Source organism: Nocardioides sp. NPDC101246, assembly GCF_044767415.1.
Taxonomy (GTDB): Bacteria; Actinomycetota; Actinomycetes; order Propionibacteriales; family Nocardioidaceae; genus Nocardioides.
Genome location: NZ_JBIWNX010000001.1, coordinates 387,576 through 401,456 on the forward strand (window position 1 = coordinate 387,576; position 13,881 = coordinate 401,456).

The 13,881-nt window shown below is 70.5% G+C and carries 13 protein-coding genes; 12 read left to right on the forward strand and 1 reads right to left on the reverse strand.

Annotated elements, in window-relative coordinates; translation table 11 throughout:
- Positions 1-2: 2 nt before the first annotated feature.
- Entirely contained in the window at positions 3-689 is a 687-nt protein-coding gene (locus tag ACIRON_RS01830) for a response regulator transcription factor (RefSeq protein WP_402988171.1), read from the forward strand.
- On the forward strand, positions 686-1,837 hold the full coding sequence (locus ACIRON_RS01835) for a sensor histidine kinase (RefSeq protein ID WP_402988174.1): 1,152 nt from the start codon (positions 686-688) through the stop codon (positions 1,835-1,837). The genes ACIRON_RS01830 and ACIRON_RS01835 overlap by 4 nt, the downstream gene beginning before the upstream one ends.
- A gap of 4 nt (positions 1,838-1,841) precedes the next feature.
- On the opposite strand, the gene ACIRON_RS01840 is transcribed toward ACIRON_RS01835, so the two are convergent.
- Complete coding sequence (locus ACIRON_RS01840) at positions 1,842-2,435, reverse strand: PadR family transcriptional regulator (RefSeq protein ID WP_402988177.1); 594 nt, start codon at positions 2,433-2,435, stop codon at positions 1,842-1,844.
- Between the two features lie 116 nt (positions 2,436-2,551).
- On the opposite strand from ACIRON_RS01840, the gene ACIRON_RS01845 reads away from it, so the two are divergent.
- The 10 genes from ACIRON_RS01845 (at position 2,552) to ACIRON_RS01890 (ending at position 13,877) form a co-directional block, all read left to right on the forward strand.
- Positions 2,552-3,655, forward strand: a complete 1,104-nt coding sequence (locus tag ACIRON_RS01845; protein WP_402988180.1) for a Rieske 2Fe-2S domain-containing protein — start codon at positions 2,552-2,554, stop codon at positions 3,653-3,655.
- 10 nt (positions 3,656-3,665) lie between these two features.
- Entirely contained in the window at positions 3,666-4,679 is a 1,014-nt protein-coding gene (locus ACIRON_RS01850; protein WP_402988183.1) for a PDR/VanB family oxidoreductase, read from the forward strand.
- Between the two features lie 25 nt (positions 4,680-4,704).
- Complete coding sequence (locus ACIRON_RS01855) at positions 4,705-6,042, forward strand: MFS transporter (protein WP_402988186.1); 1,338 nt, start codon at positions 4,705-4,707, stop codon at positions 6,040-6,042.
- Positions 6,043-6,304: 262 nt separating this feature from the next.
- A complete protein-coding gene (locus ACIRON_RS01860) occupies positions 6,305-6,991 on the forward strand; it encodes a hypothetical protein (RefSeq protein ID WP_402988189.1) in 687 nt (228 codons plus the stop codon).
- Between the two features lie 48 nt (positions 6,992-7,039).
- Positions 7,040-7,621: a superoxide dismutase family protein gene (locus tag ACIRON_RS01865; protein WP_402988192.1), complete on the forward strand. Its 582-nt coding sequence runs from the start codon at positions 7,040-7,042 to the stop codon at positions 7,619-7,621.
- A gap of 50 nt (positions 7,622-7,671) precedes the next feature.
- The gene (locus ACIRON_RS01870; RefSeq protein ID WP_402988195.1) at positions 7,672-8,160 is read left to right on the forward strand and encodes a nucleoside deaminase; all 489 of its coding nucleotides are present in this window, start codon (positions 7,672-7,674) and stop codon (positions 8,158-8,160) included.
- 58 nt (positions 8,161-8,218) lie between these two features.
- On the forward strand, positions 8,219-8,824 hold the full coding sequence (locus ACIRON_RS01875; protein ID WP_402988198.1) for a TetR/AcrR family transcriptional regulator: 606 nt from the start codon (positions 8,219-8,221) through the stop codon (positions 8,822-8,824).
- An 80-nt stretch (positions 8,825-8,904) separates the two neighbouring features.
- Positions 8,905-10,497, forward strand: a complete 1,593-nt coding sequence (locus ACIRON_RS01880; RefSeq protein WP_402988201.1) for an MDR family MFS transporter — start codon at positions 8,905-8,907, stop codon at positions 10,495-10,497.
- Positions 10,498-10,589: 92 nt separating this feature from the next.
- Positions 10,590-12,983: a DUF6351 family protein gene (locus tag ACIRON_RS01885; protein ID WP_402988204.1), complete on the forward strand. Its 2,394-nt coding sequence runs from the start codon at positions 10,590-10,592 to the stop codon at positions 12,981-12,983.
- A gap of 42 nt (positions 12,984-13,025) precedes the next feature.
- The gene (locus ACIRON_RS01890; RefSeq protein WP_402988207.1) at positions 13,026-13,877 is read left to right on the forward strand and encodes an alpha/beta hydrolase; all 852 of its coding nucleotides are present in this window, start codon (positions 13,026-13,028) and stop codon (positions 13,875-13,877) included.
- Positions 13,878-13,881 lie beyond the last annotated feature (4 nt).

Here is a 13,881-nt window from a genome sequence, read left to right on the forward strand (position 1 = left end):
CCATGGCACGTGTGCTCGTGGTCGACGACGACCTCACCGTTCGCGAGGTGCTGGTCTCCTACCTGCGCGCGGGCTCGCACGACGTCGTCGAGGCCGGGGACGGCGAGCAGGCGCTGCGCGCGATGAGCGAGCGACCCGCCGACATCGTCGTCCTCGACCTGATGCTGCCCGGCATCGACGGGCTGGAGGTGTGCCGTCGGCTGCGGCAGACGAGCGAGGTGCCGATCATCATGCTCACCGCGCTCGGCAGCGAGGCCGACCGGATCATGGGCCTCGAGCTGGGCGCCGACGACTACGTCGGCAAGCCGTTCAGCCCACGGGAGCTGGTGCTGCGCGTCGACTCGGTGCTCAAGCGCACCGGCCACTCCGGCGAGGGCGGCGTGGTCTCCGACGGCTCCCTGGTGGTCGACGCGGACCGGCGGGTGGCGACCAGTGCCGGGGCGGAGCTGTCCTTGACCACCCGTGAGTTCGATCTGCTCCGCTACCTCATCGCCCATCCCGGCAAGGCCTTCACCCGGGAGGACCTGCTCGAGCACGTCTGGGGATGGACGATCGGCGACCGCTCGACGGTCACGGTCCACGTACGCCGGCTGAGGGAGAAGATCGAGTCCGACCCGACCCGGCCGGAGCGGCTGGTGACGGTCTGGGGCGTCGGCTACCGCTGGGAGCCCGTGGAGGCACGCGCATGAAGACCGCCGACGCCGTCCAGATCGCCCTCGTCGCCGCGGGCGCCGGGCTCGCCGTCGGTCTTGCGGGGCTCCTGGTCGCCTGGCTGACCCGCCGCTGGTCGATCCGCTGGCAGCTCACCCTGGTCGCCGGCGTCGCGGTGCTGACCGTCTTCGGTGGCGTACTCGGGATCGCGTGGCTCATGTTCCTCTCCGGCCACGACCTGCAGGTCATCACCGTGGTCACCTCGATCGCCGTGGTGGTGGCGATCCTGGTGGCGTTCGTCATCGGATCCGCGATGGTGCGCTGGTCGGGCGCCGTCCAGCAGCAGGCCCGGCAGATGGCGCTCGGGGGCCATCAGCAGCCCGCGGAGAGCGGCCCACGCGAGCTCCGGTCGCTGTCGGCCGAGCTCGCCGAGACCCAGCGGCGGCTCGAGGAGGCCAGCGCACGGGAGGCCCGGCTCGAGGAGTCCCGCCGCGAGCTGATCTCCTGGGTCGCCCACGATCTGCGTACGCCGCTCGCCGGGCTGCGGGCGATGGCCGAGGCCCTCGAGGACGGCATCGCCGCCGACCCCCACCGCTATCACCAGCGCATCCGCGTCGAGGTCGAGCGGCTGGCGAGGCTCGTGGACGACCTCTTCGAGCTGTCCCGGATCCAGGCCGGCGCCCTCACGCTGACCCCGGAGCCGGTCCTGCTCGGCGACCTCGTCAGCGAGGCGCTGGCAGGGGCCGACCCGGTCGCCCGGGAGCGGCGGGTCCGGCTCGGTGGCGAGGTCGAGGACGGCCTCGAGATCACCGCCGACCCGGCCAGCCTGTCCCGCGTCGTCTCCAACCTGCTGATGAACGCCATCCGCCACACCCCCGCGGACGGCACTGTCGAGGTGCACTGCCGGATGGCCCCCGGAGACGTACGCAGCGTCGATCTCAGCGTCAGCGACGGCTGCGGCGGCCTGGATCCCGGCGACATGGAGCGCGTCTTCGATCTCGGCTGGCAGGGCAGCCCCGCGCGCACCCCGACCGCACCCGAGGGAGCCGGCGGCGCCGGCGCCCAGGGCGCCGGGTTCGGTCTCGCCATCGTCAAGGGTCTCGTCGACGCGCACCGCGGCAGGGTCTGGGTGGAGAACCTTCCGGCGGCGACCGGCTGCCGGTTCCACGTACGCCTTCCGGCGTGACCGCTCAGTCGACGGTCGAGCCCTCCAGCTCGTCGACGAGCACCAGACCACGCTCGGCCCAGGCGACGGCGGCGCGGGCCTGATCGATCAGGCCGTCGTAGGCGAAGACCTTGTAGCGCACGATCCGGTCCCACTGACTCGCGTCGTAGTGCTCGAGCCGCCGGGCCAGGGTGGGGTGGCTGCGGTCGAGGAGGGTGGCGCGGGTGGCGTCGAGCATCGCCAGGTGCTCGGTCCAGTGGTCGCGGAACTGCTCCAGCTCGGCGCGCGCGGCGCCGGGTTCGGCCCACTCCAGGTAGGCCGCCTTGAGGTAGGCGGGCTCCCGCTGCCGGCGGATCTCGATGGGCGCGTCCATCCACTCCCGGAAGGCCGTCACGCCGGCCTCGGTGACGGCGTACTCCTTCTTGGTGCCCTTCTTGCCCCACGGCACGACAGTGGACTCGAGCAGGCCGTCGCGCTCCATCCGGTTGAGCTCCGGATAGATCTGCGAGTCGGGCGCATGCCAGACGTGGGCGACCGACTGGCTGAACTGCTTCGAGACGTCGTAGCCGGTCATCGGGCGTGAGGTGAGCAGCGCGAGCAGCGCGTACCTCAGCGACATCGTGACCCCCTCTTCACGCAGTGATCGTGGCGCGAGCGTATCCAACTCTTGCCACTCACTATAGAGATAGGTAGTTTGTGACGAGCACAACACCTATCTCCATAGGGAGTTTCCCCATGACCATCCTGGATTCGCCGCCGATCACCGCCGCCAGCAAGATCTTCAACTTCCCCCGCAACGCCTGGTACGTCGCGGCGTGGGACCACGAGGTGACCGCGAAGCAGCCGCTCGCCCGCACCATCGCCGACCGCCCGCTGGCGCTGTGGCGCAACAGCGACGGCCGCGCCGTCGCCATGGCCGACGCCTGCTGGCACCGGCTGGCACCGCTGTCGAAGGGCAAGGTGCTCGGCGACGAGATCCAGTGCCCCTACCACGGGCTGCGCTACAACTCCGCCGGCCGCTGCACGAGCATGCCCGCGCAGGAGACGATCAACCCGAGCGCGATCGTGCCGTCCTACCCGGTCGTCGAGCGCTACCGCTACGTGTGGGTGTGGGTGGGCGATCCGGACCTGGCCGACCCCGACCTGGTGCCGGACATGCACCAGATGGACTCCCCGGAGTGGGCCGGCGACGGCGAGACGATCTACGCGCCCTGCAACTACCAGCTCGTGCTCGACAACCTCATGGACCTCACCCACGAGGAGTTCGTGCACAGCTCGAGCATCGGTCAGGACGAGCTCTCCGAGGCCGAGTTCGAGGTGAGCCACACCGATCGCGGCGTGACCGTGACCCGCTGGATGCGCGACATCGACGCGCCTCCGTTCTGGCTCAAGAACATGCGCGACCGGTTCCCCGGCTTCACCGGGAAGGTCGACCGCTGGCAGATCATCCACTTCGAGGCGCCCTCGACGATCCGCATCGACGTCGGCGTCGCCAAGGCCGGCACCGGCGCGCCCGAGGGCGACCGCAGCCAGGGTGTGAACGGCTTCGTGATGAACACGATCACCCCGGAGACCGCGCGCACCTCGCACTACTTCTGGGCCTTCATGCGCAACTACCGCCTGGAGAGCCAGACCATCACGACCCAGCTCCGGCAGGGCGTCCACGGCGTCTTCGGCGAGGACGAGGACATGCTCGCCGCCCAACAAGCCGCGATCGACGCGAACCCGGACCACGAGTTCTACAGCCTCAACATCGACGCCGGCGGGATGTGGGTACGCCGGATCCTGGACCGCATGCTGCAGGCGGAGGGTCTCCCCGCCGCCGCGGCTGCGAAGTGAGGCGGCCGCCATGGCAGTGAACACCCAGACCTGGTGGCAGCAGGGCCGCGTGGTCGAGACCTCCGATCTCGCTGAGGGCGTACGCCGCGTCGTGCTCGCCCCGGACCGCCCCGTCCATGCCGTCCCCGGCACCCACGTCGACCTCCGGCTCGACCTCGCCGGGCACGTCCGGAAGCGCTCCTACTCGGTCGTCCGCTCCGAGGACGGCGGCCGCCGGCTCACCCTCGGCGTCCAGCTGGCGCCGGCGTCCCGCGGCGGATCGCGGCACATGCACGGCCTCTGCGTCGGTGACGTCGTCGAGATGACCGGTCCGGTCCAGAGCTTCCCGCTCGGGGTCGGCGCGGACCGCTACGTGCTGGTCGCGGGCGGCATCGGCGTCACCGCGCTGGTGGCGATGGCCGACACCCTGCGCCGCCGCGGCGCCGACTACACGCTCGTCCTGGCCGGCCGGAGCCGGCGCGTGATGGCCCACCTCGACGAGCTCGTCGAGGTGCACGGCGATCGCATGCGGGTGTTCGTCGACGACGAGGACGTACGCCTCGACGTGGAGACGCTGGTCGGCGAGATCGCGGGCTCGGCCGCTCCGACGCGGACCGAGATGTACATGTGCGGGCCGATCCGGCTGATGGACGCGATCCGCCGTGCCTGGGTGGCCCACGAGCTGCCCGAGCCCAACCTGCGGTTCGAGACCTTCGGCAGCAGCGGCGCCTGGGCGGCCGAGGACTTCGTCGTGCACCTCCCCCAGCTCGAACGCTCGGTCCGCGTCGGCAGGGACAGCTCGATGCTCGACGCCCTCGAGGACGCCGGCGTCGACGTGATGTGGGACTGCCGCAAGGGCGAGTGCGGGATCTGCCAGGTCAAGGTCCTCGACGTCAGCGGCCGGATCGACCACCGCGACGTGTTCCTGAGCCAGCAGCAGAAGGAGACGTACGCGTCCCTGTGCCTCTGCGTCGCGCGCGCAGCCCGTGGCGAACCCGACGCCGGCTCCGCCGAGCCGGCGGCCGTGACCCTGCACCTCCCGTGAACCCCCACCCCGAAAGAGACCCGAGATGAACCTTCGTGCGCGCATCGACGCCGCCGCGATGACCCCCTACCAGTGGATGGTCGTCGCCCTCTGCGTCCTGCTCAACTGTCTGGACGGATTCGACGTGATGGCGATGGCCTTCACGGCCTCCTCGCTGACCGAGGAGTTCGCGCTGAGCGGCTCCGAGCTCGGCCTGCTGCTGAGCGCCGGTCTGGTCGGCATGGCGGTCGGCTCGCTCGCGCTGGCTCCGGTCGCCGACGTCATCGGACGCCGGCCGCTGATCCTGATCAGCGTCGGCCTGGCGACCCTCGGCATGCTGCTATCCGCGGCTGCCCCGACCGCCGTCCTGCTCGGCCTCGCCCGCGTCGTCACCGGGCTCGGGGTAGGCGGCATCCTGGCCAGCACCAACGTGATCGCGAGCGAGTACGCCTCGGCGCGCTGGCGCGGTCTGGCGATCGGCCTCTACACGGCCGGCTACGGCATCGGCGCCACCCTGGGTGGCGTGGCCGCGCGCGGCATGCTCGCCGACCTCGGCTGGCGCAGCGTCTTCGTCGCCGGTGGCGTCGCGACCGGGATCGCCCTGGTCCTCCTCGTGGTGCTGCTGCCCGAGTCGGTCGACTTCCTGGTCCAGCGCCGCCCGCGTCAGGCCGTCGAGCGGATCAACCGGATCCTCGGCCGGCTCGGGCAGCCCGCCGTCACCGCGGACTCGCTCGGGTCCGCGCCCGTGCCGACGACCCGGCGCCGCAGCGGCAACCCCGGTGTCCTGCTGGGTGCCGATCTGCGCCGCTCGACCCTGCTCATCTGGGTGGCTTTCCTGGCGACGATGTTCGGCTTCTACTTCGTCAACAGCTGGACCCCGCAGCTGCTGGTGACCTCCGGGATGTCCGAGGCGGACGCGGTCACCGCCGGCATGATGCTGGCGCTGGGCGGCACCGCCGGCTCGGTCCTCTACGGCCTCATCGCCTCCCGGCTGGACAGCCGCCTGGTCCTGATCGGCTTCACGGTGCTCTCGGCGCTGACCATGGTCGTCTTCATCACCAGCACGGCGCTGCTCACCGTCGCACTGGTGATCGGTGTGCTCGTCGGGGCGCTCATCAACGGCTGCATCGCCGGCCTCTACACGATCACCCCGGCCGTCTACGGCACCGAGATCCGCAGCACCGGCATGGGCTGGGCGATCGGCATCGGCCGCATCGGGGCGATCCTGTCGCCGATGCTCGCCGGGCGCCTGCTCGACGCCTCGTGGACGCCGGTCAACCTGTACGTCGGCGCTGCCGTCGTGGTCGCGATCTCCGCCGTCGCGCTGCTCTTCCTGCGGACCGGCCAGGCCGCCCGGACGGTCCCGGAGGTGGCCTCGGCCTAGGGCGTGTCTCCCAAATCCACGCCCGCTACGCGACGTTTCGCATCCGATCTGGCTGCGTTGCCGCCGCTCGACAGCCTCCAGGATGCCTTCGCAGCGGACGCCTTGCCAGATCGGCCCGAAACGCCGCTCGCGGCCGCCGTGTCTTCGAGAGACACGCCCCAGTCGACGGAATCGGCCCGTCCCGGCTGCAACCGGGACGGGCCGTGAACCGTCTAGATCGGCGGAACGCCCGCTCGGGGCGTACGACCGACGAGGAGTCACCATGTCCACTTCCCGCATCCAGCTCCGTGCCGCGCTCGCGGCGACCGCCGTGGTCGGCCTGCTCGGCCTGGCCGGGTGCGGGAGCGACCCGGACCCGGCGGCCGGGTCTCCTTCGGCCGCGCCCTCCTCCTCGACCTCCTCCGCGGCCCCGTCCCCGGAACCGTCCGCGACTCCCACGCCGGCACCGTCGGAGGTCCCGATCTCGGCCGCACCATCACCCGCCGAGCCGACGCCGAAGCTCGACTGGGGCGGCCCGCTGGCGCCCGGGGCCTTCGGGAAGATCAAGGCGACGGGCAACGTACGCACCCTGGTCGATCAGGGCTGGATGACCCGCGACACCGCACGCGAGGATGCGTGCGAGGGCAAGCACTGGAAGTGGGCCGACCAGGTCGGTGACGGCGTCGACGTCACCTACGACCAGAAAGGCAACATCGGCTCCTTCGGGATGAGCAAGCCCGTCCTCGAGACCGCCCAGGGCGTCACGATCGGCGACTCCCTCATGGTCCTCAAGGACATCTACGGGATGGGCTCGCAGAAGACCAACGACTACGGCCAGACCACCTGGGTCGTCAAGGACGGCAACCGCTGGATCGGCTTCCTGCTGTCCGGCAACACCCGCGACGCGAAGATCGAGTTCATCGAGGTCTCCGTCGGGCACCAGCCGGGTCTGCTCCGCGACGGCTGCTGATCCACGTACGGTGGGGATGACCGGATCCCGTTCTCGTGGAGGTATCCCATGTCCCGTCGCGCAACGGCCGCCGCACTCGCTGTCTGTGGCCTGCTGACTCTCGCCGCCTGCGGGGAGGAGGCAGACCCGGACGACCGCAACGAGGTGAACGCGAAGCTCGCCGATCCCGGCGGGAAGAACGTCGGCACCATCGAGATCGAGGAGGACGACGGGGCCACCCAGATCAGCATCCGGGTGAGCGGCCTCTCGGCCGGCTACCACGGCTTCCACGTGCACACGACCGGCAAGTGCGAGGCCGACAGCGCTGCCCCGGACGACCCGTCGAAGACCGGCGACTTCCTCTCCGCCGGCGGCCACCTCAACCCCGACGACAGCGCCCACGGCGAGCACCTCGGCGACCTGCCGGCGCTCCTGGTGAACGAGGACGGCACCGGCAGCCTGGAGTTCACCGGCCCCTTCACGCTCGACGACCTCCGCGACGCCGACGGCAGCGCGGTCATGATCCACGCGGGCCCGGACAACTACGCCAACGTCCCGGAGCGGTACGCCCCTGAGGGCCCGGACGAGGACACCACGAAGACCGGTGACGCCGGCGACCGGATCGCCTGCGCCGTGATCGAGGCCGGCTGACCGTCGCGAAATCAGGCGACGTACGTCAGCGGTGGCCGCAGACTGGAAGGGTGACCACCGACCTCACCGCGACCGACATGACCCACCTGCGACGCTGCCTGGAGCTGGCGGCGGAGGCGCTGGCCGACGGCGACGGGCCGTTCGGCTCGGTGCTCGCCGACAGCGCCGGCAACGCACTCCAGGAGGACCGCAACCGCGAGCACTCGACCGGTGACCCGACGGCCCACCCGGAGATCGTCCTGGCCCGCTGGGCCGCGATCAACCTCGACGAGCAGACCCGCGCGGAAGCGACCGTCTACACCTCGGGCGAGCACTGCCCGATGTGCTCGGCGGCACACGGCTGGTCCGGGGTCGGCCGGATCGTCTACATCGCCTCCTCCGAGCAGCTGACCGAGTGGCGGGCCGGCTGGGGAGCGGGTGAGTCCCCGGTGCGGGCTCTGCCGATCCAGGAGGTCGCGCCACAGGTCGAGGTCGCCGGCCCCGTCTCCGAGCTGGTCGAGGAGATCCACGCCCTCCACCGGGCGGCCGCGGGGGCCTGACCCGCATGTGACGCTAATTGCATTGACTGCAACTTGCACTCACTGCAAGAATACGGCGGTGCCCACCTCTGCCCTGCCTTCGAACGCTCGCGAGCGCCAGAAGCGGGAGCGTCGGCTGGCGCTGATCGAGGCTGCTCAGCGACTGGTCGGCGAGCGTGGTCTCGATGACGTCACCGTGGAGGAGATCAGCTCCGCGGCGGGGTTGTCGACGCGTACGTTCTTCAACTACTTCGACTCCAAGGACGACGCCGTGCTCGGCATCCAGGAGATCGGCGTGGATGCCGAGGTGCGCGAGCGGTTCGTCTCCGGCGGTCCGACGGGTCGGCTGATGAGCGACCTGGAGGCGCTGGTGGCGGGCTTCCTCGACCATGCCGCGCCCAACATCGAGCAGGGCGAGCGGGCGATGCGGCTGATGATCGCCGAGCCCCGCCTCGTCCAGCGACACATCGCCTGGCACCAGCGCGTCGTGGCCGAGCTCGAGGCACTGCTCTCCGAGCGACGCAGGGCACGGCCCTCCCCTGTCGACGACGACACGATCGGGATGGTCGCCGGGCTGCTGCTGCGGGCGAGCGCGCTCGCCTGGGCGCGGTCCGGCTACGAGGGCGATGCGGCAGCGCATCTGCCCGAGGCCGTCGCCCAGCTCCGCCTGCTCCTCGACGACTAGCCGCAACTCTCGGGAACTCTCACGTCACACGGGACCCGTGTGTCACCACCTCTTCAACTCCTGCCTGGAAGGTCCAACCCATGAGTCATACGGTCGCGCCGGACGCGCCCGACAAGCCGTTGGTCGTGCTGACGCCGCGTACGGTCTGGCTGATCTTCGGTGCCCTGATGGCCTCGATGTTCCTCTCGTCCCTCGACCAGACGATCGTGAGCACGGCAATGCCGACGATCGTCGGAGAGCTCGACGGCGTCGAGCACCAGGGGTGGGTGATCACCTCCTACATCATGGCGATCGCGATCGTGATGCCGCTGTACGGCAAGTTCGGTGACCTGTGGGGTCGCCGCTGGCCGTTCCTGGTCGCCGTCACGCTGTTCACGCTCGGCTCGCTCTTCGGCGGGATGGCGCAGACCTTCCCCGAGCTGGTCGCCGCCCGCGGTCTCCAGGGGCTCGGCGGTGGCGGGCTGATGATCCTGTCCCAGGCGATCATCGCCGACATCGTGCCGGCCTCCGAGCGCGGCAAGTACATGGGCCCGATGGGCGCTCTCTTCGGCATCTCCGCGGTGATCGGGCCGCTCCTCGGTGGCTGGCTCACCGACGGCCCGGGCTGGCGCTGGACCTTCTGGATCAACGTTCCGGTCGGCATCATCGCGCTGATCGTCGCCTGGTACGCCCTGAAGCTGCCCTCGCACCGCTCCAACCGGCCGGTGGACTGGCTGGGGATCATGTTCATGGTGCTCTCCACCTGCGGCATCGTGCTGCTGACCTCGTGGGAGTCGCTCGGCCACGACGGCTACGACTGGTCCTCGCCGCAGCTGCTCGGGCTCTTGGGCGGCACCCTGGCTTCGATCGCCGCCTTCATCCTCACCGAGACCCTCGCGCCCGAGCCGCTGATCCCGCTGCGCCTCTTCAAGAACCCGACCTTCACCGTGACCACGCTGATCGGTCTGGTGCTCGGGATGGGCATGTTCTCGGCGATGGCAATGCTGCCGACGTTCCTGCAGATGTCGACCGGCGCCTCGATCACCAGCTCCGGGCTGCTGATGCTGCCGATGATGGTCGGGCTGATGCTCACCGCGATCGTCTCGGGAATCATGATCTCCAAGACGGGTCGCTACAAGGTCTTCCCGATCGCCGGACTGCTCGTCACCGCGGCTGGCATCGCCTGGCTCACGCAGATCACCTCCGACATGTCGATGGTCGTCTTCGGGCTGATGATCTTCGTGCTCGGCGCCGGCATGGGCCTGGTCATGCAGACCATCGTCCTGGCCGTCCAGAACGCCGTCGACCCGCACGAGCTCGGCACCGCGACCTCGGCGAACAACTTCTTCCGGGAGATCGGTGCGACCGTCGGTACGGCTCTGTTCACGACCGTGTTCACCACGCGGCTGACCGACAACTTCGAGGGTCTGGCCGAGAAGATGGCCGCCTCCGGGATGATGCCCGCCGACGGGGCCGAGTTCTCTGGTGGGAGCCTCACCCCGGCGGTCGTCGACAAGCTGCCCGAGCCCATGCACGGCTGGGTCGTCGACGCCTTCACCGAGGCGCTCGCGCCGGCGTTCTGGTATCTCGTGCCGCTCGTCCTCATCGGCCTCGCGCTCGCGCTGTTCCTCAAGGAGGTCAAGCTCTCCAACGAGGCCGGCATGGTCGCCCGCGGGGAGGCGGTCGCCGGCTGAGGCATCCTTGACGCGCGCCGTGGCTGGGGGCATTCTCCTGTCACGGCGCGCGTCTACTCGAGGGACGCGAGCAGCTCTCGGAAAGGCACGCCATGACCGCTCGCGCCCTGCCTGTCTCGATCGCGGCGGTGTCCGCCCTCGTCGCAAGCCTCCTGCTCGGTGTGACCCCGGCATCGGCCGCGCCGGCCGGGGACATCGTCCTGGAGACGCTCTCCAACCGGGCCGACCTGATCTCCGACGGCAACGCGCTGGTGCGGGTCACCCTGCCGAAGGACGCCGACCCGGACGACCTGAAGGTTTCGGTGAAGGGCCGCGACGTCACCAGAGCCTTCGGCGAGCGGCCCGACGGCGAGATCGAGGGCGTCGTACGCGGCCTGCGGGTCGGGACCAACGAGCTGACCGCGCGCCTCGTCGACGGTCGCGGTGCCCGGCTCACGATCACCAACCACCCGCGCGGCGGGCCGATCTTCTCGGGACCCCAGCTGCAGCCGTGGCGCTGTCAGCCGACCGCGACGGACGCGCAGTGCAACCAGGAGCCGACGATCAGCTGGCTCTACAAATCGACAAATCCACTGCTCGACGGGCTCCAGCCCTACGACCCCGCGAACCCTCCCCGTGACATCGCCCGCACGACCACCGACGAGGGCCTGAAGGTGCCGTTCGTCGTACGGGTGGAGACCGGCTACCAGAACCGCGACCAGTACCGGATCGCCGTGCTCTGGCAGCCGGGTGAACCCTGGCGGCGCTGGCGGCCGCAGCAGCAGTGGAACAACAAGCTGTTCATCCCGCACGGCGGCAGCTGCGGGGTCGACCACGAGACCGGGACCGCGCCGACCACCGACTACGCCGGCACCTTCGACCTCGGCATCCCGGTCGTCGCGGACGCGCTCGGCGACAGCCCGACCGTGGCGCTGGGCCGCGGTTTCGCGATGCTCTCGACCGCGCTGGCCAACACCGGCCACAACTGCACCGTGACGAGCGCGGCCGAGTCGCTGATGATGGCCAAGGAGCACCTCGTCGAGACGTACGGCGACCTGCGCTACACGATCGGCAGCGGCTGCTCGGGAGGCTCGATCGCCCAGCAGACGATCGCGAACGCCTACCCGGGGATCTACCAGGGCCTGGTCGTGACCTGCTCCTACCCCGACTCGCTCTCGCCGGGCCTGCAGTTCTCCGACTACCACCTGCTCCGCAAGTACTTCGAGAGCTCCGAGCGCTTGACCGACGGCAAGTTCTGGAACCCGCTGCAGTGGGCGGCGGTCGAGGGCCATCTGCTGCCGCTCAACGCGGTCACCGCCGACGAGGGCCTGTTCAAGCAGGCGGTCATGCCGACGCACCCGTGCTCCGGGGTCAGCGACCAGGAGCGGTACGACGCTGCGACGAACCCCGGCGGCGTACGGTGCTCCATCATCGACGGCGCGATCAACGTCTTCGGGCCGCGCCCGGAGAGCGTGTGGACGCCCCAGGAGAAGCAGATCGGGCGTGGCTTCGCGGGCTCGCCGCTGGACAACACCGGTGTGCAGTACGGCCTGGAGGCGCTGCGAGCCGGGGCGATCACCCCGGAGCAGTTCGTCGACGTGAACGAGAAGATCGGTGGGCTCGACATCGACGTCCAGCCGCGGGCACAGCGCTCGGTCGCGGACCCGACGGCGCTCGCCAACGCCTACCGCAGCGGGATGGTCAACACCGCCAGCAACCTGTCCGACGTGGCGATCATCGACCACCGCGGACCGGACCCGGGCGTCGCGCACGACGCGCGCTGGGCCTGGGCCATGCGCGACCGGCTGACCCGGGAGCAGGGCCACGCGGACAACCAGGTGATCTGGTACGGCGTGACGCCCCTCATCGGCGACCCGAGCTACTCCAAGGAGGCGCTGCTCGCGATGGACCGCTGGCTGGCGTCCGTCGAGGCGGACCGGCGCGACGTGGCGCTGGCGGACAAGATCGTCCAGGACCGCCCCGGCGACCTCCACGACCGCTGCACCCAGACCCAGGGCGTCTCCAGCGAGGACGGCCTGTTCCTGCCGGTCGCGGACCCGCTCGTGGACGACCTGACCGGCGGGGTGCTCGACGGGCTCAACGGTGCTGTCCAGCCGGTCCTGGATCCCGCGCTCAACCTCGTCGTCGACCCGGTCTCGGACCTGGTGTGCGGTCTCGGGCCGGTCAGCGACCTGGTCAAGACCGACTTCGCGACGCCGCGGATCGTGGCCGGCGACAACAACTACTCCGACAACGCCAAGTGCCACCTCAAGCCGCTGCGCCGCACCGACGACTACGGCGCGTTCGGGCTCACCGAGGCCCAGTGGGCACGGCTGGAGGCCGCCTTCCCCAGCGGCGTCTGCGACTACAGCAAGCCGGGTGTGGGCTTCAGCGAGACGGTGCCGTGGTTGACCTATCAGCGGGCCGACGGGTCGGTCGTCTACGGCGGTACGCCGATGGGCTCGACGCCGGAATCCGTGCCGTTCGGCGGTCGCTCCGAGCCATAAATGCCCGGCGGTCGGCTCCGGATCGGCACTAGGGTCTCGGCCATGTCTTCCCCGATCTTCGTCCTGGTCCACGGCGCCTTCGCCAACTCGTTCTCGTTCGCACCGCTCCAAGCCGAGCTGGCGCTGCGCGGGTTCCGCTCGCTGGCGGTCGACCTGCCCGGCCACGGTTTCGGGGCGACGTTCCCGGAGGCCTACCAGGCACCCCAGGACCTCGCCGCCCTCGCTTCGGCCCCGGGCGGGATCAAGGGCGTGACCCTCGCCGACAACGTGGCTCACCTGGTCTCGGTGCTCGAGCGGGCGAAGGAGCACGGTCCGGTGATCGTCGTCGCGCACAGCCGCGGCGGAATCACCCTGACCGCGGCCGCCAACGCCCGCCCGGACCTGATCGATTCGATGGTCTACGTCTCGGCCTGGGCGCCGGTGGAGCTGGACGCGGTGGCGTACAACGCCGAACCCGAGATGGCCTCCTTCGACGCCTCCGCGCTGATCGGCGCGGCCGCCGCGAACCCCGCCGACGTCGGCCTGCTGCGCTGCAACTTCCGCACCGCCTCCCCCGAGGTCCTCGCAGGCCTCAAGCACGCGTTCATGGCCGACGGCACCGACGACGAGTTCCGTACGTTCCTCAACACCTTCCAGCCCGACGAGAACCTCGATGCCGGTGGTCCCGAGGATCGCGCCCAGGCGGCCACCTGGGGCACGGTCCCCCGTGCGTTCGTACGCCTCAGCGAGGACGTCAGCATGCCGCCGGCCATGCAGGACCGGCTGATCCGCGAGGGCGACGCCCTCACCCCGGACAACTCCTACGCCGTCCACACGCTGAGGTCGAGCCACCTCAGCTGGCTCGTCCACCCGGCTCCCGCCGCCGACCTCCTCGCGGAGATCGCCGCCGGCTGAGCCG

Excerpts from the sequence above, each read along its gene's own strand:
- ACIRON_RS01830 (WP_402988171.1), top strand. The coding sequence starts at position 3 with ATGGCACGTGTGCTCGTGGTCGACGACGACCTCACCGTTCGCGAGGTG.
- ACIRON_RS01835 (WP_402988174.1), top strand. The coding sequence starts at position 686 with ATGAAGACCGCCGACGCCGTCCAGATCGCCCTCGTCGCCGCGGGCGCC.
- ACIRON_RS01840 (WP_402988177.1), bottom strand. The coding sequence starts at position 2,435 with ATGTCGCTGAGGTACGCGCTGCTCGCGCTGCTCACCTCACGCCCGATG.
- ACIRON_RS01845 (WP_402988180.1), top strand. The coding sequence starts at position 2,552 with ATGACCATCCTGGATTCGCCGCCGATCACCGCCGCCAGCAAGATCTTC.
- ACIRON_RS01850 (WP_402988183.1), top strand. The coding sequence starts at position 3,666 with ATGGCAGTGAACACCCAGACCTGGTGGCAGCAGGGCCGCGTGGTCGAG.
- ACIRON_RS01855 (WP_402988186.1), top strand. The coding sequence starts at position 4,705 with ATGAACCTTCGTGCGCGCATCGACGCCGCCGCGATGACCCCCTACCAG.
- ACIRON_RS01860 (WP_402988189.1), top strand. The coding sequence starts at position 6,305 with ATGTCCACTTCCCGCATCCAGCTCCGTGCCGCGCTCGCGGCGACCGCC.
- ACIRON_RS01865 (WP_402988192.1), top strand. The coding sequence starts at position 7,040 with ATGTCCCGTCGCGCAACGGCCGCCGCACTCGCTGTCTGTGGCCTGCTG.
- ACIRON_RS01880 (WP_402988201.1), top strand. The coding sequence starts at position 8,905 with ATGAGTCATACGGTCGCGCCGGACGCGCCCGACAAGCCGTTGGTCGTG.
- ACIRON_RS01885 (WP_402988204.1), top strand. The coding sequence starts at position 10,590 with ATGACCGCTCGCGCCCTGCCTGTCTCGATCGCGGCGGTGTCCGCCCTC.
- ACIRON_RS01890 (WP_402988207.1), top strand. The coding sequence starts at position 13,026 with ATGTCTTCCCCGATCTTCGTCCTGGTCCACGGCGCCTTCGCCAACTCG.